Raw genomic sequence first — 19,079 nt, forward strand, 5'->3', positions numbered from 1 at the left:
ATCCTCAGTACAGCGACGACGCCTGTGTGTTCATTGCCTGGCGGCCCGAGGGCAGCGTCATTACGGCGGGGCGCGGCTGCGCGGGCGCCGGACGAACCGAGATCTGCGTCGTCGTGTTGAGTTCGCGCGCGGCGAGATGCGATGCATTCTTCGGCAGCACCACGACCTTGCTGCCGACACCAACGCGACTGAACAGGTCGGTGACGTCCTCATTGGTCAGGCGGATGCAGCCTGACGATACGAACTTGCCGATCGTCGAAGGATCGTTGGTGCCGTGGATCCGGTACTCGCTGGTACCGAGATACATCGCCCGCGCGCCGAGCGGATTGCCCGGACCGCCCGCCATGAACCGCGGCAGATAGGGCTGGCGCTTGATCATCTGGGCCGGCGGGTGCCAGTCCGGCCACTCCGCCTTGCGGCTGATGGTCTGCACGCCGGACCATGTAAAGCCCTCGCGGCCGACGCCGACGCCGTAACGGATCGCCCGGCCCTGTCCGAGCACGTAATAGAGCGTGGTGTTGCCGGTATCGATGATGATGGTGCCGGGCGCCTCTGTCGTATTGAGCGCAACGACCGCGCGGCGCAGCCGCTCCGGCGTGGCGCCATCGGCTGCGGGATCGTTCAGCACCTCGTCCGTTGGAAACGCACCTGGCTGGGTCGAGGCATAGCCGAGCGCTTGCGCGTTGGCGGCACCGGAGACGGCGAAGGGCGCGACGAAGAGGACGCTGGCGACGGCAAGGGTACGCGCCGCGCGCGAGGAAAGCCGATAGCTGGATGAAGGCTGCTGGGTCATGGACTGCCCCTGAAACGAATACGCATCGTGGTGATGCTCTGTGCCGGCAACGCGGATTGCCGCCCGCCGGTTCCGCCCCGAATTGTCGCAAGCCAGCGACTGTCAACCCGTGCGGCCTCACGATTCCGCGATGGAACTTTCGCTCGGGCGCGAAGTTGAGACCGGGTAATTCGACGCGCGGGGCGGCTTCGCGGCGCGGTTCTGGTTGTGCGCGGGCGGGAGAACTTTTGTGCGTGTCCTTCCGAGTGAACGTTTGTTTGCCAACGCGGCCGAAGGCACGCCGATCCCCGACAGCAAGGCCGAACTGCCGCCGGTGATCCGGCGCACCGAGGTCGTGGCCTTTGCGCTGGTCGCGCTGCTCGTCATCGTCATTGTCGTGGTGCTCTATCTCGCCAGGGCGTTCTTCCTTCCGATCACCATGGCCTTCATCGTCGGCACCATGTTGTCACCGGCGGCAAGCTTCCTCGAACGCTTCCGGGTCCCGCGCGCGCTCGGCGCGGTCCTGATCGTGACCGCGGTCGGCGCGGCGGTCACCTTCCTGGTCGGCCTGATCGCATCGCCGGTAATGGAGTGGAGCTCGCGGCTTCCCGAGCTCGGCGCGATGCTGAAGGAGAAGCTGCATGTGTTCGACCGGCCGCTTGCGCTGTGGCAGGAGCTCCAGAGCCTTGTCGGCGGGTCGGACACCCTCGCCTCGGTCCAAATGCCGAAATTCGAGTGGGTGCAACCGACCCTGGAATTCCTTTCGCCCACCTTCACCGAATTCCTGCTGTTCATCGCGACCCTGATCCTGTTCATCGCAAGCTGGAAGGACCTGCGTCGCGCGCTGGTGATGACGTTCGGCGAGCGTACCGCGCGGCTGCGCACCTTGCGCATCATCAACGAGCTCGAGGTTCATCTCGGCAATTATCTGCTCACGGTAACCATGATCAATGTCGGCGTCGGCATCGCCACCGGCGCGATCTGCGCCGTCGTCGGGATGCCCAATCCGGCCGGACTTGGCGCGCTTGCCGCCACGTTGAACTTCATTCCGATCATCGGCCCGGTCGCGATGTTCGCGATCCTGGTCGTGGTCGGCGTGATTGCCTTTCCGAGCATCAGTGCAGGACTGATCGCGCCGGCCTGCTTCGCCATGCTGACGTTCCTTGAGGGCCACTTCATCACGCCGACCATAATCGGACGCCGCCTGGCGCTGAATGCGCTCGCGGTGTTCCTGGCGTTGGCATTCTGGACCTGGCTGTGGGGTCCGATGGGTGCGTTCCTGTCGTCGCCGCTGCTGATCGTTGCACTGATCGTCAAGGAGCATTTGATGCCGGTCAATTCGCCGCAGTTGCCGGAGGACTAGAAAGCGTCGCAACTTCACGGACGGGAACTTTGCTCACAGGGAGGCGTTTTTTCCCGAGATCATCAGTTGCCGGGAGCTTTCGATGTCGGGCACGGACAGCACATTTGGGATCAGGAACATGACTGATAAAGCGACCTACGACCGCCTCGAAAAGGATGTCACCGCCGTGAAAAACGATATCGCCGCCCTCACCGAACAGATCACCGACGCGCTCAACTCCTTTGCCGGCAACGCGAGCAAGCAGGCCCGCCGCCGCTTGAACGAGGCGCGCACCAACGCGGAATCCACGCTGGACGACGTGTCCGAGCGCGGCAGCGCGATGATGGGCGCGGCGCAGGAGGCGGCGTCCTCGATCGAGGAGACGCTGGAGGAAGTGATCACGCAACGGCCGCTCGCGACCGTCGGCCTCGCGCTCGGCCTCGGCTTTTTGATCGGCATCACCTGGCGGCGCTGAGCAATTAATTTCCCCCAAGCGGATGAGGCCAGCGATGGCGGTCATGCGCAGACCACCGTTTTGGACAAGATGGCAGCGCTGGTGGGCTGCCGCACGATTTGTCGATGCTCTTTTCAAGGCAAGGCACGCCAATGCTTCAGCGGCTGATCGGTGATCTCAAGGAATCGGTCGGGAGCACGCTCCGGCTGACGTCGCTGGCGGGCGCAGCCGCCATCGCACTTCTCATCACCACCGCCTTCCTGTGCGCGGCCGCCTTCGTGTTCGTGCTGCAGACCTATGGGGCGGTACAGGCGTGTCTTGCGGGTGCGGCCATCTTCTTCGTCGTCACGGTGATCGCTGCCGCCTGTTACATCGTGCGCAAACGCGAGATGCAGCGCCGCGCCGAGAAGGCGGCAAAGGCCGCTGCGGCAAGCGTGCTCGCCGACCCCGTGTTGATAGCCACCGGCCTGCAGATCGTCCGGGCCATCGGCGTCAAGCGGCTGATCCCGATCCTCGCCGTCGGCGGCCTCGCTCTCGGCCTGATGGCAAGCCGCGGCGCCGCGAGCGATCAGACGGAAGCGGCGGAGTAGCCCGCAACCGTTGTCCCTCCGCCGGGGCCATGAAGCCGGCCTCGCCGGCCGCCCATCTTTCGAGACGCGCGCAAGCGCTCCTCAGGATGAGCGTGGGCGGACGTACGAGCAATCAGGTGTGTCGGACGTCAGGTGATGCAGCGACCGGGCTGCAGCAGCTTTGCGACCTCGGTCAGGACGCTGACCACCGGCTCGCAGGCGACCTTGCGCGTCTCACCGGGCTTGGTCGGAGCGGGCGCGACCGGGCGGTTGCGTGCCTCTTCCTTGCGCACGGCCACGCGGACCAACACAGAGGTGTCGGGAAGGCCGTCGACCTTGAACACGATGGTCTGGCTCTGCCCGCCCGCCGGCGGAACCGCGGCGCGGTCAGCCTTGGCGGCACGGTTCACGGTGCCATCGGCGCCCAAAACCGGAACTGCGGTTGCGGTGAGCTTCAGGCCAACGAGATCATGGCCGGATGCGAACTGGACGGCGCCGGACGCCAGGACGATGGCGAGCGCACCGAAAATGACCTTTCGAGAAATTCCCTTTTGACTCTCTAACATGTTGGTCCCTCGCCCCATGGAATCCCTTGGCGATCACGGACACAACGCGAACAAAACCGATGCGGTTCTCGCACCCGCCAATCACTTAACCGTGTACAAAAAAATTTTCTGAGGCCTGGAACGAGTCCCGGGGCTTCCGAGTCATTCCGGCAGCCGGTTATTCCCCCTGCCCCATTGACCGGTGACGTAGGGCGCGACCGTGGTGATGCCGGTCGCGCCCTGCTTTTTTCTGCGAGGTTCTCGGGATCCTCCGAATCTGTCCCCTCAACCAGCATTGCGCGCAGTGATACGTAGTCGACTGGGACGACATACAACTCACGCGGGCAATGACGGTCTGCAATATTTCGAAATCAGAGCAAGGGCAGCCAATGCCGCAGCCGCGCTTCCCGGCGGCGGGCCGTCGACATTTTTGCCGAATCCTTCGACTAGGCTCACTCCGACAGACGGCCGCTTGCGTTAAATCAACAAGGCCGGATGTTTTCGGGCGACCGTACGTTTCCAAACTGGCGTAGGATCGTGTTCTCTCGACCCCGCATGAGACGGACGCCCTAGCTTCCGGAGGCTCAAATGAAAGCACCGGGCCGTTTGCTGATCGCCTTTGTCGCCGCGCTGACGTCATTGAGCGCGATGTCCCAGCGCCATGACGAAGCTCCCACGAGCGACGATGAAATCCGCATCGGCAATCTCACGCCCTACACCGGGGCGCTGTCGGAATTTGCGCCGATCGGAAAGGCTGCTGCCGCATACTTCAAGATGGTCAATGACCGCGGCGGGATCAACGGCCGCAAGATCCGCTTCCTCTCCTACGATGACAATTCCGATCCCTCGGTGGCGCTTGATCTGACCAGGGGACTGGTCGAGCGGGACAATGTGCTGCTGATGTTCAACTCGTTCGGCACCCCCGGCAACCTCGCGGTCCGCAAATATCTGAACGAGCGACGAGTCCCGCAACTCTTCGTCGCGTCGGGCGACGAGCAATTGAGCAATCCGGCGGCCTATCCATGGACCATGGGCTGGCAGCCATCGTTCCGCGCGGAAGGGCGCATCTATGCGAACTACATTCAGGCGTTCTACCCCAACCGCAAGATCGTGGTTCTCTGGCAGAACGATCAGTTCGGACGCGATGTGTTCAAGGGGTTTGAGGAGGGTCTCGGCGACCTGACCCGCATGATCCTCGTCGACGTCGCGTTCGACATCGCCGACGAGCATATCGAGACGCATGTGTCGATCCTGAAACGCGCCGGCGCCGACATCTTCGTGTTCGCGGGCGTTCCGAGCACGGCGTCCCAAGCGATCCGGCTGGCAGCCGATTCCAATTGGCACCCTGTGTTCATTCTTGCCAATGCCGCGGCCTCGATCGGCACCGCGCTTGGGCCCGCCGGCATGGACAAGTCGCAGGGCGTCGTCTCCGCCGCGTTCCTGAAGGATCCAAGCGACCCGGCCTGGAAGGACGATCCGGCCATCAAGGAATGGGCAGCCTTCGTGACCAAATACTATCCGCAGGGCAACATCAACGACTCCAGCGCACTCTATGGCTACGCGGCGGCCGAAACCCTGGTCCAGGTGCTGAAGCAGTGCGGCGACGACCTGTCGCCCGAGAACGTGATGCGGCAGGCAACCTCACTGAAGGATTACCAGCCCTCGGTCATGCTGCCCGGTATCACCATCAACACGACGACCTCCAACTTCCGGCCGATCCAGCACATGCGATTGATGCAGTTCGACGGCCGCACCTGGCAGCCAATCGGCGACGTGCTGGACACGGCGTTCTCCGAAGCGCCGAAGCGGTAGCGCGCGATGAGATGAGGTGAAGTCGCGTTGTTGCTTCGCCGGGATTCACCGCTCCCTTCCCTAGAGCGGTGACGCGGCATCTATTTCCGCAGGCTTGCCCAGACACCGCCGAGGATCAGCGCGCCGCCAAGGACATGGATCATGGTCGGCGGCTCGCCGAGGATGACGTACGACAGCAGCGCGCTTGCGATCGGGCCGATATAGAGGACGAGCGATGTCCGCACCGAGCCAAACCTGGCCCCAAGCCAGGCGAAGCCCGCATAGGCAAGGAGGCCCGGCACAAGCCCGGCGAACAGATAGGCCTGGAACGCCTTGACGCTGAAGACTTGCGCGGGCGCGGTCCACATCTCATGGATCGCCGGCGGCAGGGAGCACAGCGCGCCGACCGCGGCAAACAGGCTGATGCGCGCCAGCAGCGAGGCACGGGGCGCCACGCGCGACTGCAACAGCGTGTAACCCGACCAGCCGAGCATCGCGAGCAGGGCGAGCAAATCGCCCCATGCCGCGTTCGATTGCGTCAGCGTTTCCAGATGGCCGCCCGAGACGATCCACAGCGCGCCTGACAGTGCGAGGCCGGTCCCGAGCCACTGCATCGGGCCGATGTGCTCCATGCCGAGCGCCGCCGAGATCAGCAGCACCACGATCGGCGACAACGCAAAGATCAACGCGATATGAATAGCCGTGGTCGTGATGCCAGCAATATAGACCGGGGCGCCGCAGAGGAACATGCCGAGAAAGCCTGCCGCAAATATCGGCCAGACGTTGTTCGCGAGCGGAATCCTGCCGGCGCGAATCTCGGCGATCGCGAGCGGTGCCAGCCCGGCGGCGATGATGCTCCACCGAAAGAAGGCGAGTGAAAAGGGCGGCACGGAGCCGGCAAGGCCCCGGGCGAGAATCTGATTGGAGGCCTGCGCAGTCGCAACCAGGATGAAGCCGACCAGCGCGACGGGGCCCTGCCACGCTTCGCCGGATTGGCTCGCACTGGAGGCGTCCGGCAGCTTTTTCTTCATGAAGAGGCCTGGTTGTTCCCGCGTTCTCGCAACCATTCTTGTCGCGATTGATCGCAACTGTCCAGAACACCGCTGACGAACACTTCCTTGACTGAGGGATGCTGGCGAACGCCTCACAAAGAATCAGCAGAAGCCTTCCGATCCGTCCGCACGTTCATGCGTCAGGCGCTGCCATATGGCTGGGAATCCTTGGCTCGAATAATCGTGACCTCTTGGCAAGCAGGGCAACGGCCAAAATGAAACTTAATTCCCGTCGTCCTGTCGTCCACGAGAGTGAACTCCGTCAGACGCTGACCGCACTTGCAGGCAACTATGTCCTCGTCGGCGAAGTACATGCCGCCCCCTTTCTGTTTGTGGAGCCTCGCTTCCATGGGCGTTGAGGCAATCCGGGAACGTGAATCACTTTACTCGGGGACATCAGGCGACAACCTAAGCGCAGCCTAACCGTTCCCAAGAACATTCCCGGCCGTCGCACGTTGAATGATTGGAGCTTGGCGATGGAAAGTCTGTTCGAGCCGTACACACGCGGCGACCGCCCGAGCCAGCAGGGGCTAGGACTAGGCCTTTATATCGCCTCGGAGATTGCGCGAGCGCATGACGGTACATTGAAGGTCACTTCGACGCTCGAAGGGACAACGTTCGTTTTTGAGATGCCTCGAGCGAGGCGGACCAAATTTCAGCCTGAACAGGTGTAGTGGTGCCGCACCATGAAGTCCCGCCCGCTCACTTCCTGAAGTGCTCGTCCCATCGGCTCGGCTGATCGCTGCGCTGCTTCGCCTTGACATGTTCGCGCCTGAAATGGACGCCGAGTCCGATCAGGACCGACGGGGCGAGCGCCGCCGCGATCATAAAGAAGGTGATGGACTTCGGCGTGAAGATGTCGAGAACCAGCGACGCCAACAGCCAAAGCGTGGCGCTGATCACCGCGACGTCAATGTACCTCATCTCCCTCTGGCCCCGTGGATCCGCTCGGGTTCCATTCTACCCAGTCGCGGTCCGCACGCCAGCGTTTCGGAGCGGCTGGAGCCCGCCGGTCGGTCACTACGCCCGACTATCGGTTGGACCTCCCCTCGTCCTCGCTTCCGGGAACGCTGACATGGACTTCGTGGCCTTGCCGGATCGCCAGCGACGCCGCTGCCATCGCGGATTCGAAGGCAGCCTCCTTGGTCGCGTAGCCACCATTGAGATTGCCGTCGTGCAATACGCCCCATTCATTTTTGACGGGGACCACCGAATATTGGGCCAATCCCATGGCCGTTCTCCATCGTTCCAGGCGCGGTGCGCTGCTGACACCGCGCGCCGCTCGCCTTTCCCGAGGAAAGCCTTGAAAGCGAAATGCGTTCCCAATGATCCGATGCACTGGTTTCGCGCGATCTCCAGGGAACGGCGAGTAAACCGGCAGCGTTGTCGCTGACGAAAACAGCTGCGGAGCCCACCATGGGCGACACCAGGGATATCCAGAATGGCGTCAATGATCCCGTCGACGGGGTCGATGTGAAGCGGAAGTTCAGGGACAACCAGACGCCGCACGAGCGCGCGCAGACCGCCGCCGACGTCCGCGCGGCGGCCTCAGCCGACCCTGACGAGGCTTTCCTTCCCGAGGCGCTGCGGCGGCCACCAACCGCGCCGCTTAATCCGCGCTCCGGCCGGCATCCGACCAAGTAGGACGGCGACGGAATCGTCGGTTGTCCGTCTACCTCCCAAGCGAGTAAATCTCCGGCGCCCCCCCAAGCTCGGGCTACGTCGCGAAGGCGCGCACCAGATGCAGTGCGCCGAACAGCGCGAAGATCGACAGCACGACTGATGCGGCGATATAGGCGCCGGCCGACCACAATTCGCCGCGCTGCATCAGCACGATGGCATCGAGCGAGAAGGTCGAGAACGTGGTGAAGCCGCCGCAGATCCCGACGACGAGAAAGACGCGCACCGCCTGACTGACATTCCACATAAGCGCGAAGGATTCGACCAGGACGCCGATCAGAAACGAGCCCGAGACGTTGATGATCAGCGTTCCCCAGGGGAAATCGCTGCCGAGGAGGCGCGCCACGCCGATCGCAACGAGATAGCGCGCGAGTGATCCGAGCGCGCCGCCGACAGCGACCGCAGCCAACAAATGAACGTTCAATGCTTCACCTTTCCGGCCCGCCATTCGGCGATGCCCGCCAGCAACCCGACCACAAAGGTCGCGATGACCAGTTCACCGGGCGCCCCGACCAGAACGGCCGCGACACCGACGAGCCAGATCGACCCGACCAGCGACAAAGCGATTGAGAGTGATCGAGGAAGACCCGTCATATTTCGCCCCTTCTCATTCGCGGGGCGCGACAGGCCGGCGGTAGCGCGTGCTCCTACCGACGCTTTCGCGCCCGGTAGGAGCCATCAGCCTTGCGGCGGTTATCGGGGGACTCCATCCCCATCAACGCCGTCCATGCTACGGGGCGTGGCGGGTTCAGGCAAGACGTTTTGAGAATCCGACGTCGGGTACTTGGCGCGTGTAGATTCTGGGATGCATCAGATCTGCCGATGCCGCCGAGGCGACGGCACCCGGCGATTGCTACGCTTGCCGTGTCAGCATTGCGTGCATCTCGGCAGCCGTCCGCAACTGCTCGATGCGTGCCGTCAGCGCCTCGCGCCGCTCTCCCTGCGGAAGCTCGGCGCGCTGGGTCTCGAGACGCAATCGATGCTCGTGCAGGCGCTGCTCAAATGTATGGGGTTCAGATCGTTTCCTCATCATCTTCCTGTTCTCGCTTTGGCGGTTGGAGACCGGAGCTGTTGGCCCAGCGGTCCAGTTCCTCGATGACTCGCGCGTGGCTAGGCCGCCGCGGCTTCGGCGCCTCCCTCTCCTGGGACAGTTTACGGGGCAGCTTGACTTGTTCGGTCATGGCATCTCTCCCGACATAGAAAAGACACCAGCGCCAGAATCGTTCCGTCTATTTCTGATTAACTTATTGATTTCATTTAATAATGTTACTCAGTTGGCTTTATTGTCTCAGCTTGTGGAACCCGATCAGAGTTTGTTCGTTTAGCAAATTACTCATCTGGCTAATTTTGGGGCCTTTGCGATGAATGAGCTTCGCGCTGAACGTCTCCAGGTCATGTTGTCGCCCGAGGAGTTGGCGGCTCTCGACGATTTTCGCTTCAAACACCGCATGCCGACCCGTGCCGCGGCGGTTCGCGAGCTTCTCAAGCTCGGCCTTTCCGGCTCGGGTGTCATTGCGACCGTCGGCGTAAAGTCCAGCGACTACGGCGTGTTCGATCGCGGTCCGGACGGGCATACTCAGACAGATTTGGGTTCTGGGGCGGGCGAGGAGAACTGAGCACGCCTCGTGCGGAGGTGCATCACCGCCGCACGAGGGGTCCCTCATGTGATGACGAAATCCACGATCACCTTCAGAAGGCCGACGGCCAGCGCCGACGAACACAACGCCGCGCCGAGATCCGCCAAATAGAGCAACTGCTCCCTCTGCTCCGCATCAAGTTGCGCTATCGCCTTGCGCATGGCCAAGCTCCTTCCTCACCGCTTTTGCCGAGTTGCCGACCTTGTCGACGACCTTCTGAAGCTGCTCCCGGGAAACGCCCAGATGCTTGGTCCAGTACTGAACCTCGTGCGGTTCGTGCATGTTGATCTTGCTGCGGTCCTGAAAACCCGTCTTCCTGAGATCATCCATCGCTCATCTCCGACTGTTCAGACACAGCATCAGCAGGCCCGCGCGACCGCCCCGCGCTCCGAGCGGAAACGCCGGTAGGCATCGATCGCCTTGTTGGAAAGCAACAGCTTGCGGCGCTCGCCGTGCCTGATCATGTCTTCCATCGTGTCGAGCAGCACGCTGCTGGCCACGTAGGGATCGCCAAGCTCGCCGACTCGCTCGAGATAGTCCCAGGCGATCCGAAACGAATTTTCGACAAGGACTGGAATCGGTTCGTGCATGAATTAAGAACGCGGCGCGCAGGCGTCCGTTCCTCAAGCGTTGCGGTCATGCTTTCTGCAGCGCAAGCGTCACGCCGCCGAGCGTCAGCGCCATCGCACCGATCTCGCGCAGGCCTAGCGGCTCTCCGAGAATCATCGCGGCCGAGACCACGCCGATCACTGGCACCAGCAGCATGCCGGTCGAGGCCGAGGTCGGTGGCAGGCGACGCAAGGTCTCGAACCAGGTGAGATAGCAGATGCCCATCGGCATCAGCGTCATGTAGACGAAGCAGCCGATCCCGAACGGAGTAATCGCGGCATAGTCCGCCTGCTCGAACAGCACGCCCAGGATCAGCATCGCGAAGCAGCCGATGCCGACCTGCCAGGCGACCACGGCGAGTGGCGGCATCGGCAATTGCTTGCGGTTCACCACATTGCCAAGCGCGAACAGGATGGCGCAGGCGAGCGCCAGCGCGATGCCGATCAGCTTGCCGGCGCTGAAGGCGAAGCCGTTGCCGCCGAGCAGCAGCGCGACGCCGGCGACGCCAAGCACCAGTGCCGCGAGGTCACGGAGCGTCGGGCGGACGTGCAGCAGCGGCCAGGCGAACAGCATGGCCCAGATCGGCATGGTGTAGGCGAGCAGCGCGCCCTCGCCGACGGTGACAAATTTCATCGCCATGGTGCCAAAGCCCATCCAGGCGAATACGTTTGTGAAGGACGCGAACAACAGCCGCGGGATCGCCTCGCGCGGGACGGCGAGCGATTGTCCGCGCGACAGCGCCAGCGTGCCGAGGATTACGGCGGCGCAGACGCCGGCCAGGCCGCGAGCGAACAGCGGCGGCCATTGCTGCAGCAACAACTTCATCAGCGGCCAGTTCAGCGCCCAGCCGAACGCGGTCACCAGGAGGCAGAGAAAGCCGATTGATCGGTGGTGCCGCGCCGTATCCATGGCGACCGCTTAGCAGGCGGGGACGCAAGCCTCCACACCGCGCGGTGCATGCGGGGCCGTGCGAAATGCACGCGAAACGTTGGCGTCCGGACGGTCCGCCGTCATGCGAAGGCCGCCAGCGTCACCCGTGGCCAGGTCTTGCTTTGCCGCGCGGCCGCGAGCTTGATGGCCCAGGCATCCACCAGGCTTGCAATGACGAGGCGGCCGGTCCCCCGCACATCCGGCAGTCTCATTGTCGGCGTCCCGAGTTGGAGCGCGATCACACCATGCACCGCCGAGAGCAGCGCGGTCGCGAGCCGCGCCGGCAGGCCGGAGGCCGGCTCGGCGCCGTGCGTGGTCAGGAACTCGCGCACCGAGACCACGAAGATCTCGTAGCGCTGGGAACGCGCTGACCAACCCGACATTACCCGCCGCCTCTCCGGGCAACTGGGCTTTGGGGTCGGCATCCATGGCTGCGTCGGCCAGATGGTGGCGCGCCTTGAGGCCGAAGCCGTGCGCTCGGCGCTCGCCGCGCGCGTCCGGACCATTGAGATCGCTGGCGACGTCGCCTTTCGCGACAGCAGCGGCTTGCGGGCGCTCAGCACGATGCCGGTTCGCGTCGCGCCGAAATAAAAAACCGGCGTACCTTGTGGTACGCCGGCGCAGTTGACCAGTTTACGTAAACTCAGGACGTCATGCCGAGGCGGCTCGCGGCGCACGATTGCGCGAATTGCGCTGGAAGAACAGCGCCTGGCTCGCCACCGCCGACACCATCGCCGGCTGGAACGGCTTCGAGATCAGGAAGGCTGGCTCCGGCCGCTCGCCAGTGAGGAAGCGCTCCGGGTATGCCGTGATGAACACCACCGGCACCTCGAAAGTCCGCAGCAATTCGTTGACGGCATCGAGGCCCGAGGAGCCGTCGGCAAGCTGGATGTCAGCGAGAATCAGGCCGGGCTTCTTGTTCTTGGCGAGCGCCACTGCATCCGAATGAGTACGGGCGACGCCAATGACGTTGTGGCCGAGACCTCTGATCAGGCTCTCCAGGTCCATGGCGATGAAGGTCTCGTCCTCGATGATCAGCACATCGGTGGCGATCTCGGCGGCCATCTCGCGACCGGCGGCATCGGTCAGCTTGCGCGTCTCGGCGATATCCGTGCCGAGGATGTAGGCCACTTCTTCCTCCGAGAAACCCTCGAGCGAGAGCAGCAGGAAGGCCTGCCGCGGCAGGGGCGTGATATTCGAGAGCCGGCGCTCGGGCGGCAGCGACAGCGTCGCCACGTCGCCGTTGTCACCGTTCACCGAGACCGAATTCCAGATCTGGGTGAACAGGCGAAACAGCCCGGCGCGGGCGCCGTGCGTTTCGTCAAGCAGCGAGGAATCCTGCAGCAGGGCCTCGAGCATGGCCCCGACATAGGCGTCTCCCGACGCCTGGTTTCCAGTCAGCGCACGGGCGTAGCGGCGCAACAGCGGCAAATGTTCAGCAACGAGCTGCGATCGGGACATTCCCACTCCATCCTTCTTTGGCCAGGTCGGCCTGAAACGCGTTGTCTGGGGCGGCTCTGGGGCGGCAAATTCCCAACTGATCAGGCTACCCCGGTTCCCCGCATGCCCGATTACGCGCGAAAAGCCAAAAGGTTCCACGAAAAAGTTCCGGACGTCCGGAACTTTCAGCGCAACTTTGCATTAGCTCTCGACCGAAGAGCGATGTGGCCAGCCTCTCATTTCGAGGATACTGCTTGGAAATCAGAGACTTAACTCCCGGGGAAGCGTGGATCAGATCATGAAGGAAGTAAAGAAGCAGGGCGGGCTCAACGCCGAGATTCAATCACGAATCGGACACCAGCTTCGCGCCATGTACGACGACGTGGTGCGCCAGGGTGTGCCTGACCGCTTTGCGGAGCTGATTCGCAAACTCGACGGGCCTGAGGCCGCAGCCGCAGCGGCTGCGGCTGGGGGCGATACCGACAAGAACAATGGAGGGGACTAATGCCTCTCACTAACCAACTTCGCGACGACATTCTGGCGGCGGTACCGAGTCTGCGTGCGTTCGCGATCTCGCTGTCCGGTAATGGCGACCGCGCCGATGATCTGGTGCAGGAGACCCTGCTGCGAGCGATCGCCAATATCGACTCGTTCCAACCGGGCTCGAACCTGCCGGCGTGGCTGTTCACCATCTTGCGCAACCTGTTTCGGTCCGATTATCGGAAGCGGCGCCGCGAGGTGGAGGACGCCGAGGGCAACTATGCGAAGACCCTGAAGAGCCAGCCTTCGCAGTCTGCGCATCTGGAATTCGAGGAATTCCGCGCCGCGCTCGACAAGCTGCCGCAGGACCAGCGCGAGGCACTGATCCTGGTCGGTGCCTCCGGCTTCTCCTACGAAGACGCGGCGGCGATCTGCGGCTGCGCGGTAGGCACCATCAAGAGCCGCGTCAATCGCGCGCGATCGAAGCTGAGTGCCCTGCTCTATGTCGACAGCGCCGAAGATTTCGGTCCCGACAATACCGTGCGCGCCGTGATCGGAAATGGCGGATAGCCGAGAGACATGGTGATAACGGCGGCCCCATCGGGCCGCCGTTATGTTTTGGTGGGCGCATTTTGCGCTCACAACATCGATCGGCTCGGACAACAAAAAAGGTGGGCACGATTCGCTTTGCCCACCCCGCGGTTCTGCGGTTGTCCGGATATTTCACAGCCAGAGCATTACCGGTTCTGATTCAATCAGAACCGAAAATGCTCACTAGTGGAGGCCGCCGAAGACGTAGATCAGCACCAGGATCGGAATCGGTACGCCGAGCACCCACAACAAGAGATAACGTCCCATCAGCACATCTCCTCCATCGCAATCTGACCGCGAGTCAATGCACGCTGGAAGCAGACGTTCCGGCGGACATCGCACCAGAGCGTCCGCTATTCCGCGGGCGTTATGGCGTTTTCGAGCGAAGTGGATGCGGGATCGCGTGAAGAAAACGTCAAAAGAAGCTGGCTTCTGCGCTTGGCCGTTACTTGGCCGGCCGCACCGGGGCTGAGAATTGCTCGGTGCGGTCGCGCTCGCTCATATCGACGACGGTATCCATCGGCGCGGTGAGTTCGTAGACGTAGGAGACGTCGGTGAAATAGCGCTTGGCGGTGCCGCCGAGCGCCTCGGGCGCAACGCGATCGAGCAGGATCAGCCCGAAATCGCTGTCCGCCCGGCGCGTCGCCTGACTGGTATTGAACTCCTCCCAGCGGAAATGGAACAGCGCATCCGCGGCCTCGCCGTTGATCTCCCAATTCGCGACGATGTGCGGATGCTTGCCGACCAGCGACAGGCCCTCGTCGGAATGCGAGGCGAGCTCGAAGAACAACAGAGAAAGCGATTGCGCAGCGCGGGCACTGACGGTGATGTCGGGACCGTTCACGGCGATGCGATCAGCGTGCGGGATCGAGCGCGACTCGAACAGGCCCTTCAACTGCACGCCCTGCCATTGACTTTCGCTGAGCAGCGTCACCACGTTCGACATCGCGTGGATGCGGCCGATCAGCAGTTCGCGCGCCACGTCAATGTCGGAGCCGTGGCGAAGCGTGCGCGTCACGATCGACTGGATCACCGCAAGAATGTTCTTTACGCGATGATTGAGTTCGTCGATGACGGCTGTCAGCCGGCGCTCGAAGCCGATCCTGACCTCGATCTCGCGGCTGAGACGCAGGTTGTTGTAGGCGACATAGCCGAACAGGCCGCAGACGATGCCGGTCAGCGCGAGCCCGATCGCCGCGACGATCGTCGCCGTCTGTTGCGCGCGCACCGTCGCATTGCTCTTGGCGTAATAGTCGAGCGACCAGTCGCGGCCGCCGAACGTCACGGTGCGCACGATCGAGGGCGCCGGTCCGCCCTCGCGTGCCGTGCGCGAGGTGACAACGCCCTGCTCGTTAGCGGTGAACTCGTCGTTGGCATCGCGCGGATCCTTCAGCGCCACCGCAAACAGCGAAGTGTCGTCGTTGGTCAGCATCAGCGACGCGAGCTCGTAGGAGAAGGTGATAAAGCCGGCTGGCTCGGAAGCTCCGTCCTGGAACACAGGCGCCGCCAGCACGACCCCAACCGGGCCGTTCTGCCGCAGCAGCGGGATCGGATCCGACGCCACCGGCTTGGCGTCCGCCATGGCCCGCGCGAGCATCGGACCGACCACGGAGTGGCGATCAAAGGCGCGGCCCGGGACGCTCATGGTTTCCGGGTTGCGCGGCTCGACGTCCATCAGCACGTTGATCGGCCGGTCGATCGCCTTGAGGTCGAGCGGCTGGTCGTCGAAATCCCGGATCGTGGGATTGGTGAAGCCGGCGCTCTTCAGCTCCGCCTCTGCCGCCGGCAATTCGTTCGGCTTCAGCCGCGCGATCCAGGCGGCCACCACGAAATCGGTCTTGAAGGCATAGATCGCCGAGCGGAGCGGCTGCAGCATGTTGGCCTTCACCATCGACGGCGCACGGAACAGTCCGGACGCCACCCGCGCCAACAGCTCGCGTTCGGTCAGGCGGTCCTGCACAAGGCTCGCATGAACGTCGATCGCCCGCGCGAGCGCGATGCTGTCGAGCGCCAGCTCCTGGTCGTGCACCCGATAGGCCGCGAGACCGGAGAGCAGAACTCCGATCAGGGCGATCAAGGCGACAATAAAGCCCAGCCGAACCACTCGCTTACTCGGCAATCCGGAATTGGCAACACGTGATGGAAGGCATTTGACGTCTGCGGGCGGTAACAGAACAAGATGCGATGAGCGCCAACCGCAGCGGACTATGGAATAGCGATCAACGATGCGCAACTGAAGCCGGTCGGCAGCATTAACGGCGGGCTGCCATCCGGCCGATCCTTGCCGGCACCAGAGGTTGCTAATCGGCAAGGCCGGATTTTGTTCCGTCTTTTCAGCAACATTCTTGCGGCGGACCGTCGCACGCCGTCATGTGAGCAAGATTGCTCCCCGGCAAGGCCCTTGCCCCGGCGACAACGGCAACGCCGTCGCGCCGGGATCAGAGCCGGATGCGTGCCATAAAGATTAACGGGCTGCAGCCCTACCTGCGGCCCTCGGCCGTAGTCCGCCCTTGGTCTCGATGAAGCCGATGATGCGATCGAGGCCGTCGCTTTTCTTCAGGTTGGTCATCACGAAGGGCCGCTCACCGCGCATCCTTTTTGCGTCAGTATTCATCTTCTCGAGGGAAGCACCAACATGCGGGGCGAGGTCGATCTTGTTGATCACAAGAAGGTCAGATCGCGTGATCCCGGGACCGCCCTTTGAGGGAATCTTGTCGCCGGCGGCAACGTCGATGACATAAATCGTGAGGTCAGCCAATTCCGGTGAGAAAGTCGCGGCGAGATTGTCACCGCCGGATTCGATCAGGACCAGGTCGAGGTTTGGAAATTTGGCACGCATGTCGGCAACGGCAGCGAGATTCATCGAGGCATCCTCGCGGATCGCCGTGTGCGGGCAGCCGCCGGTCTCGACGCCCGCGATACGGTCCGGCGTCAGCGAGCCCGAGCGCACCAGGAACTCCGCATCCCATTTGGTGTAGATGTCGTTGGTAATGGCGGCGATCTCGTATCGCTCGCGCATCGACTTGCAGAGCAAATCCATCAGCGCGGTCTTGCCGGAGCCGACGGGACCGCCGACACCGACGCGAAGCGGACCGTGAGAGGTGGGCATATCAGATGCTCTTTCCCTGTCGCCCCGGCGAAAGTCGGGACCCATAACCACAAATGGAGATTGCTGACGCGGGTCGCCGCCCCGGTCCGGTGTATCCACGATCACCGGCAGATATCATTTTCGGGTTTCGCCGGGACAATGCGTGGGGAGATCTGCGCGTCATGACCGAAACAATCTCGTATATTGCGTCTCGTGCCGCAAGGTTGCGAGATCGGCACGGAAGGTCGCGCTGCCGAGGTCTTCCAGCGACGCCGCGCCGGCACGCCGCGCGGTCTCGGTGACCAGGGGTTCGAGATCCGCCAGCACGCGCTGGCTGTCGGTCTGCCCCAGCGGGATCAGCCTGGCGCCCGCTGAAATCCAGTTCGAGACTACCGCGTGAAAGAAGGCGTGCAGCACAGGCTCCGGCGGAATGCCGTGCGCAGCGGCCACAAGGCCGACCGCGACCGGATAGACGATCGGGCCGTCGCAGGACGCGATCAAAGTTTCGAGGCCCGCCACATTCCAGGCACTGCATGCGATGTCGATAAAGGCGCGCCCCTGCGTCGTGGTTTCGAGCTGACGCTCGCGCGAGGGTACGAAGGCCGCGGCAAGCTCGGCGAGTTCCTTCAATCTGGCGGCATCGCGCGCTGCTGCGGCCTGATGCGTCTGCGCGAGGAATATGCCGTCGCAAAATCCGCTTCCGTCGGCAAGCATCGCTGCGAGCCACCCGCGCAGCGATGCGGCATCCGTGATGTCGCCCGCCTCCACCGCCCATTCGATGCCGCTGGAATAGGAGAACGCGCCGACCGGAAAGGAAGGCGACAGCCAGGTCATCAGCCGGTACAGCGCCGCCGCCTCACTCTTTGTCATCCCGCCGCGGATCGCGGCGAGATCCGGCTCATTTGTGGTCATGAGCATGTGAGTGGCTGTGATCGTGGTCGCAATGCTCATCATGACGGCGGCCATCACCGTGGTGATGGTGATCACCGTGGTGATCGTGATCACCGTGGTGATCGTGATCACCGTGGTGATCGTGATCACCGTGGTGATGGTGATCACCGTGGTCGTGGCCAGCGGCATGATCGTGGTGATGATCGTGGCCGGTATCACCATGCGCATGCTCGGCATAGGCGCCGCCCTCGGGATCGAACGGTGCTTCAATCTCGATCACGCGCGCTCCCAGCCCCTTCACCATCGCCTCGATGACATGATCGCGGCGGATGCGCAGGCCCTTCGGCATGATCTGGGTCGGCAGATGGCGGTTGCCTAGATGCCAGGCGACCCGGACCAGGTGATGCGGATCGCTGCCGCGAATTTCGACCAGCGGCTCGGGGGCGGCAACCACCTCGATCAGCCGGCCGTCCTCCAGCACCAGAGCATCCCCGCCACGCAACGCAACCGCACTTTCGAGATCGAGCAGGAATTCGAGCCCGCGCGTCGCCGTCATCGCCATCCGCCGCCGGTGCCGGTCGTCGAAATCGAGCACGACGGTGTCGACCGGCATTTCCTGCCAGCGATGCTGGCCCAGAACCTTCGTTGCGCGGATCATTCCCGTTTGCCTCGATACCCTTTGCGTTCGGTGGCTTCATCCTTCGAGACGGCGCTTCCCTCCTCAGGATGAGGTCCTGGCTCCTCACGGTGAGGAGCGCGGTAATGCCGCGCCTCCCGGACCACGAGGCCAAGGAGCGAGATACGCGCTAAAGCGTGATGGAATCTGGCCGAACCATTATCACGCTTCAGCTTCTCCCTTGAACAAAGATCCCTTCGGAGAACTGCACCTTTTCCGGATCACGCTCTAGAACTTCTCGATCTTGCCGTCGCTGATGATCTCGATCACCGTCGGCGTGGCGCGCAGCGGCGTCGAATATTCGCGCCAGACCTTGCTGTGCGGCGCCTTGCTGTGCGCGGTCAGATCGTCGCGGGTCTCCCAGCGCTCCACCACCACGTACAGATTGGGGTCGTTCACGCTAACGTGCCCCTCATAGGAGACGCAGCCCTTCTCCTTGCGCGTCTCGGCAATACAGGCCTTGTGGCCTCTGATGTAATCGTCCCGCGCTTCTGGCTTCATCTGGGTCGTGGCGATGACATAGATCATGGCT

Annotated in this window: 29 protein-coding genes, 1 pseudogene and 1 riboswitch; of the genes and pseudogenes, 10 read left to right on the forward strand and 20 right to left on the reverse strand. The window is 63.2% G+C overall.

Translation table 11 applies throughout. The features are described from left to right. Nucleotides 1–4: 4 nt before the first annotated feature. On the reverse strand, nt 5–793 hold the full coding sequence (locus tag JQ553_RS01045) for a L,D-transpeptidase (RefSeq protein WP_212498030.1): 789 nt from the start codon (nt 791–793) through the stop codon (nt 5–7). 229 nt (nt 794–1,022) lie between these two features. Between JQ553_RS01045 and JQ553_RS01050 the strand changes: the two genes are divergently transcribed. The 3 genes from JQ553_RS01050 to JQ553_RS01060 all read left to right on the forward strand — a co-directional run bounded on the left by JQ553_RS01050 (nt 1,023) and on the right by JQ553_RS01060 (nt 3,158). Beyond that, on the forward strand, nt 1,023–2,135 hold the full coding sequence (locus JQ553_RS01050; RefSeq protein ID WP_212498031.1) for an AI-2E family transporter: 1,113 nt from the start codon (nt 1,023–1,025) through the stop codon (nt 2,133–2,135). Nucleotides 2,136–2,217: 82 nt separating this feature from the next. After that, on the forward strand, nt 2,218–2,589 hold the full coding sequence (locus JQ553_RS01055; protein WP_212498032.1) for a YqjD family protein: 372 nt from the start codon (nt 2,218–2,220) through the stop codon (nt 2,587–2,589). Nucleotides 2,590–2,720: 131 nt separating this feature from the next. After that, entirely contained in the window at nt 2,721–3,158 is a 438-nt protein-coding gene (locus JQ553_RS01060; protein ID WP_212498033.1) for a hypothetical protein, read from the forward strand. Between the two features lie 128 nt (nt 3,159–3,286). Here the strand turns inward: JQ553_RS01060 and JQ553_RS01065 are convergent, their stop codons facing one another. After that, nucleotides 3,287–3,703 carry a hypothetical protein gene (locus JQ553_RS01065; protein ID WP_212498034.1) on the reverse strand — a complete coding sequence of 139 codons (417 nt, stop codon included), beginning with the start codon at nt 3,701–3,703 and terminating at the stop codon, nt 3,287–3,289. Between the two features lie 567 nt (nt 3,704–4,270). Here JQ553_RS01065 and JQ553_RS01070 point away from each other — a divergent pair. Continuing rightward, complete coding sequence (locus tag JQ553_RS01070; RefSeq protein ID WP_212498035.1) at nt 4,271–5,494, forward strand: ABC transporter substrate-binding protein; 1,224 nt, start codon at nt 4,271–4,273, stop codon at nt 5,492–5,494. An 80-nt stretch (nt 5,495–5,574) separates the two neighbouring features. Here the strand turns inward: JQ553_RS01070 and JQ553_RS01075 are convergent, their stop codons facing one another. After that, the gene (locus JQ553_RS01075) at nt 5,575–6,504 is read right to left on the reverse strand and encodes a DMT family transporter (protein WP_212498036.1); all 930 of its coding nucleotides are present in this window, start codon (nt 6,502–6,504) and stop codon (nt 5,575–5,577) included. A gap of 494 nt (nt 6,505–6,998) precedes the next feature. On the opposite strand from JQ553_RS01075, the pseudogene JQ553_RS01080 reads away from it, so the two are divergent. Further along, nucleotides 6,999–7,199, forward strand: a pseudogene (locus tag JQ553_RS01080) (ATP-binding protein); the annotation flags it as partial. Nucleotides 7,200–7,227: 28 nt separating this feature from the next. Here the strand turns inward: JQ553_RS01080 and JQ553_RS01085 are convergent. After that, nucleotides 7,228–7,449 (reverse strand): hypothetical protein, encoded by a 222-nt coding sequence (locus JQ553_RS01085; protein WP_212498038.1) that lies wholly within the window; start codon nt 7,447–7,449, stop codon nt 7,228–7,230. Nucleotides 7,450–7,555: 106 nt separating this feature from the next. Then, nucleotides 7,556–7,756 (reverse strand): hypothetical protein, encoded by a 201-nt coding sequence (locus JQ553_RS01090; protein WP_212498039.1) that lies wholly within the window; start codon nt 7,754–7,756, stop codon nt 7,556–7,558. Nucleotides 7,757–7,941: 185 nt separating this feature from the next. Here JQ553_RS01090 and JQ553_RS01095 point away from each other — a divergent pair, with 185 nt between their 5' ends. Then, on the forward strand, nt 7,942–8,169 hold the full coding sequence (locus JQ553_RS01095; protein ID WP_212498040.1) for a hypothetical protein: 228 nt from the start codon (nt 7,942–7,944) through the stop codon (nt 8,167–8,169). Nucleotides 8,170–8,242: 73 nt separating this feature from the next. On the opposite strand, the gene crcB is transcribed toward JQ553_RS01095, so the two are convergent. From crcB to JQ553_RS01110, 4 genes are all read right to left on the reverse strand, one after another. Then, nucleotides 8,243–8,653 carry a fluoride efflux transporter CrcB gene (gene crcB / locus JQ553_RS01100; RefSeq protein WP_212498041.1) on the reverse strand — a complete coding sequence of 137 codons (411 nt, stop codon included), beginning with the start codon at nt 8,651–8,653 and terminating at the stop codon, nt 8,243–8,245. Beyond that, nucleotides 8,626–8,799 carry a hypothetical protein gene (locus JQ553_RS01105; protein WP_212498821.1) on the reverse strand — a complete coding sequence of 58 codons (174 nt, stop codon included), beginning with the start codon at nt 8,797–8,799 and terminating at the stop codon, nt 8,626–8,628. The genes crcB and JQ553_RS01105 overlap by 28 nt, the downstream gene beginning before the upstream one ends. 68 nt (nt 8,800–8,867) lie before the next feature. Continuing rightward, nucleotides 8,868–8,928: riboswitch (Fluoride riboswitch) on the reverse strand. Between the two features lie 130 nt (nt 8,929–9,058). Continuing rightward, nucleotides 9,059–9,181, reverse strand: coding sequence for a hypothetical protein (locus JQ553_RS34815; protein WP_283817195.1), 123 nt, complete (start codon nt 9,179–9,181; stop codon nt 9,059–9,061). A 37-nt stretch (nt 9,182–9,218) separates the two neighbouring features. Next, complete coding sequence (locus tag JQ553_RS01110) at nt 9,219–9,386, reverse strand: hypothetical protein (RefSeq protein WP_212498042.1); 168 nt, start codon at nt 9,384–9,386, stop codon at nt 9,219–9,221. 180 nt (nt 9,387–9,566) lie between these two features. Between JQ553_RS01110 and JQ553_RS01115 the strand changes: the two genes are divergently transcribed. Then, nucleotides 9,567–9,821, forward strand: a complete 255-nt coding sequence (locus JQ553_RS01115) for a hypothetical protein (protein WP_212498043.1) — start codon at nt 9,567–9,569, stop codon at nt 9,819–9,821. 44 nt (nt 9,822–9,865) lie between these two features. Here JQ553_RS01115 and JQ553_RS01120 read toward each other — a convergent pair whose 3' ends face one another. The 5 genes from JQ553_RS01120 to JQ553_RS01140 form a co-directional block, all read right to left on the reverse strand. Beyond that, nucleotides 9,866–10,003, reverse strand: a complete 138-nt coding sequence (locus JQ553_RS01120) for a hypothetical protein (protein WP_212498044.1) — start codon at nt 10,001–10,003, stop codon at nt 9,866–9,868. Next, complete coding sequence (locus tag JQ553_RS01125) at nt 9,978–10,172, reverse strand: DUF3606 domain-containing protein (protein WP_212498045.1); 195 nt, start codon at nt 10,170–10,172, stop codon at nt 9,978–9,980. The genes JQ553_RS01120 and JQ553_RS01125 overlap by 26 nt, the downstream gene beginning before the upstream one ends. A 29-nt stretch (nt 10,173–10,201) precedes the next feature. Next, nucleotides 10,202–10,432, reverse strand: coding sequence for a hypothetical protein (locus tag JQ553_RS01130; RefSeq protein WP_212498046.1), 231 nt, complete (start codon nt 10,430–10,432; stop codon nt 10,202–10,204). 46 nt (nt 10,433–10,478) lie between these two features. Then, on the reverse strand, nt 10,479–11,360 hold the full coding sequence (locus JQ553_RS01135; protein WP_212498047.1) for a DMT family transporter: 882 nt from the start codon (nt 11,358–11,360) through the stop codon (nt 10,479–10,481). A 101-nt stretch (nt 11,361–11,461) separates the two neighbouring features. Next, nucleotides 11,462–11,764 (reverse strand): hypothetical protein, encoded by a 303-nt coding sequence (locus JQ553_RS01140; RefSeq protein WP_212498048.1) that lies wholly within the window; start codon nt 11,762–11,764, stop codon nt 11,462–11,464. 61 nt (nt 11,765–11,825) lie between these two features. On the opposite strand from JQ553_RS01140, the gene JQ553_RS34245 reads away from it, so the two are divergent. Next, nucleotides 11,826–11,972, forward strand: coding sequence for a hypothetical protein (locus tag JQ553_RS34245; protein ID WP_249143880.1), 147 nt, complete (start codon nt 11,826–11,828; stop codon nt 11,970–11,972). A gap of 60 nt (nt 11,973–12,032) precedes the next feature. Here the strand turns inward: JQ553_RS34245 and JQ553_RS01150 are convergent, their stop codons facing one another. Next, entirely contained in the window at nt 12,033–12,842 is an 810-nt protein-coding gene (locus tag JQ553_RS01150; RefSeq protein WP_212498049.1) for a response regulator, read from the reverse strand. 277 nt (nt 12,843–13,119) lie between these two features. Between JQ553_RS01150 and JQ553_RS01155 the strand changes: the two genes are divergently transcribed. Beyond that, nucleotides 13,120–13,326, forward strand: a complete 207-nt coding sequence (locus JQ553_RS01155) for a NepR family anti-sigma factor (RefSeq protein WP_212498050.1) — start codon at nt 13,120–13,122, stop codon at nt 13,324–13,326. After that, nucleotides 13,326–13,871: a sigma-70 family RNA polymerase sigma factor gene (locus JQ553_RS01160; protein ID WP_212498051.1), complete on the forward strand. Its 546-nt coding sequence runs from the start codon at nt 13,326–13,328 to the stop codon at nt 13,869–13,871. Before JQ553_RS01155 ends, JQ553_RS01160 begins: the two co-directional genes overlap by 1 nt. Before the next feature lie 466 nt (nt 13,872–14,337). Here the strand turns inward: JQ553_RS01160 and JQ553_RS01165 are convergent, their stop codons facing one another. The 5 genes from JQ553_RS01165 to JQ553_RS01185 all read right to left on the reverse strand — a co-directional run bounded on the left by JQ553_RS01165 (nt 14,338) and on the right by JQ553_RS01185 (nt 19,075). Next, a complete protein-coding gene (locus JQ553_RS01165; protein WP_212498052.1) occupies nt 14,338–15,996 on the reverse strand; it encodes an HWE histidine kinase domain-containing protein in 1,659 nt (552 codons plus the stop codon). A gap of 360 nt (nt 15,997–16,356) precedes the next feature. After that, nucleotides 16,357–17,001: an urease accessory protein UreG gene (ureG, locus tag JQ553_RS01170; RefSeq protein ID WP_212498053.1), complete on the reverse strand. Its 645-nt coding sequence runs from the start codon at nt 16,999–17,001 to the stop codon at nt 16,357–16,359. 159 nt (nt 17,002–17,160) lie between these two features. Continuing rightward, nucleotides 17,161–17,898: an urease accessory protein UreF gene (locus JQ553_RS01175; protein WP_212498758.1), complete on the reverse strand. Its 738-nt coding sequence runs from the start codon at nt 17,896–17,898 to the stop codon at nt 17,161–17,163. Beyond that, nucleotides 17,879–18,529 (reverse strand): urease accessory protein UreE, encoded by a 651-nt coding sequence (locus JQ553_RS01180; protein ID WP_212498054.1) that lies wholly within the window; start codon nt 18,527–18,529, stop codon nt 17,879–17,881. Before JQ553_RS01180 ends, JQ553_RS01175 begins: the two co-directional genes overlap by 20 nt. 246 nt (nt 18,530–18,775) lie before the next feature. Continuing rightward, nucleotides 18,776–19,075 carry a putative quinol monooxygenase gene (locus JQ553_RS01185; RefSeq protein WP_212498055.1) on the reverse strand — a complete coding sequence of 100 codons (300 nt, stop codon included), beginning with the start codon at nt 19,073–19,075 and terminating at the stop codon, nt 18,776–18,778. Nucleotides 19,076–19,079 lie beyond the last annotated feature (4 nt).

It is taken from the genome of Bradyrhizobium lablabi (assembly GCF_018131005.1).
GTDB lineage: Bacteria > Pseudomonadota > Alphaproteobacteria > Rhizobiales > Xanthobacteraceae > Bradyrhizobium > Bradyrhizobium lablabi_D.

Coding starts and splice junctions, on each gene's coding strand:
- JQ553_RS01105 (WP_212498821.1), bottom strand. CDS start 8,799: ATGACGGGTCTTCCTCGATCACTCTCAATCGCTTTGTCGCTGGTCGGG.
- JQ553_RS01125 (WP_212498045.1), bottom strand. CDS start 10,172: ATGGATGATCTCAGGAAGACGGGTTTTCAGGACCGCAGCAAGATCAAC.
- JQ553_RS01115 (WP_212498043.1), top strand. CDS start 9,567: ATGAATGAGCTTCGCGCTGAACGTCTCCAGGTCATGTTGTCGCCCGAG.
- JQ553_RS01160 (WP_212498051.1), top strand. CDS start 13,326: ATGCCTCTCACTAACCAACTTCGCGACGACATTCTGGCGGCGGTACCG.
- JQ553_RS01120 (WP_212498044.1), bottom strand. CDS start 10,003: ATGCGCAAGGCGATAGCGCAACTTGATGCGGAGCAGAGGGAGCAGTTG.
- JQ553_RS01135 (WP_212498047.1), bottom strand. CDS start 11,360: ATGGATACGGCGCGGCACCACCGATCAATCGGCTTTCTCTGCCTCCTG.
- JQ553_RS01070 (WP_212498035.1), top strand. CDS start 4,271: ATGAAAGCACCGGGCCGTTTGCTGATCGCCTTTGTCGCCGCGCTGACG.
- JQ553_RS01095 (WP_212498040.1), top strand. CDS start 7,942: ATGGGCGACACCAGGGATATCCAGAATGGCGTCAATGATCCCGTCGAC.
- ureG (WP_212498053.1), bottom strand. CDS start 17,001: ATGCCCACCTCTCACGGTCCGCTTCGCGTCGGTGTCGGCGGTCCCGTC.
- JQ553_RS01075 (WP_212498036.1), bottom strand. CDS start 6,504: ATGAAGAAAAAGCTGCCGGACGCCTCCAGTGCGAGCCAATCCGGCGAA.
- JQ553_RS01140 (WP_212498048.1), bottom strand. CDS start 11,764: ATGTCGGGTTGGTCAGCGCGTTCCCAGCGCTACGAGATCTTCGTGGTC.
- JQ553_RS01090 (WP_212498039.1), bottom strand. CDS start 7,756: ATGGGATTGGCCCAATATTCGGTGGTCCCCGTCAAAAATGAATGGGGC.
- JQ553_RS01085 (WP_212498038.1), bottom strand. CDS start 7,449: ATGAGGTACATTGACGTCGCGGTGATCAGCGCCACGCTTTGGCTGTTG.
- JQ553_RS01175 (WP_212498758.1), bottom strand. CDS start 17,898: ATGCTCATGACCACAAATGAGCCGGATCTCGCCGCGATCCGCGGCGGG.
- JQ553_RS34245 (WP_249143880.1), top strand. CDS start 11,826: ATGGTGGCGCGCCTTGAGGCCGAAGCCGTGCGCTCGGCGCTCGCCGCG.
- JQ553_RS01130 (WP_212498046.1), bottom strand. CDS start 10,432: ATGCACGAACCGATTCCAGTCCTTGTCGAAAATTCGTTTCGGATCGCC.
- JQ553_RS01055 (WP_212498032.1), top strand. CDS start 2,218: ATGTCGGGCACGGACAGCACATTTGGGATCAGGAACATGACTGATAAA.
- JQ553_RS01180 (WP_212498054.1), bottom strand. CDS start 18,529: ATGATCCGCGCAACGAAGGTTCTGGGCCAGCATCGCTGGCAGGAAATG.
- JQ553_RS01065 (WP_212498034.1), bottom strand. CDS start 3,703: ATGTTAGAGAGTCAAAAGGGAATTTCTCGAAAGGTCATTTTCGGTGCG.
- crcB (WP_212498041.1), bottom strand. CDS start 8,653: ATGGCGGGCCGGAAAGGTGAAGCATTGAACGTTCATTTGTTGGCTGCG.
- JQ553_RS01060 (WP_212498033.1), top strand. CDS start 2,721: ATGCTTCAGCGGCTGATCGGTGATCTCAAGGAATCGGTCGGGAGCACG.
- JQ553_RS01185 (WP_212498055.1), bottom strand. CDS start 19,075: ATGATCTATGTCATCGCCACGACCCAGATGAAGCCAGAAGCGCGGGAC.
- JQ553_RS01045 (WP_212498030.1), bottom strand. CDS start 793: ATGACCCAGCAGCCTTCATCCAGCTATCGGCTTTCCTCGCGCGCGGCG.
- JQ553_RS01110 (WP_212498042.1), bottom strand. CDS start 9,386: ATGACCGAACAAGTCAAGCTGCCCCGTAAACTGTCCCAGGAGAGGGAG.
- JQ553_RS01155 (WP_212498050.1), top strand. CDS start 13,120: ATGAAGGAAGTAAAGAAGCAGGGCGGGCTCAACGCCGAGATTCAATCA.
- JQ553_RS01150 (WP_212498049.1), bottom strand. CDS start 12,842: ATGTCCCGATCGCAGCTCGTTGCTGAACATTTGCCGCTGTTGCGCCGC.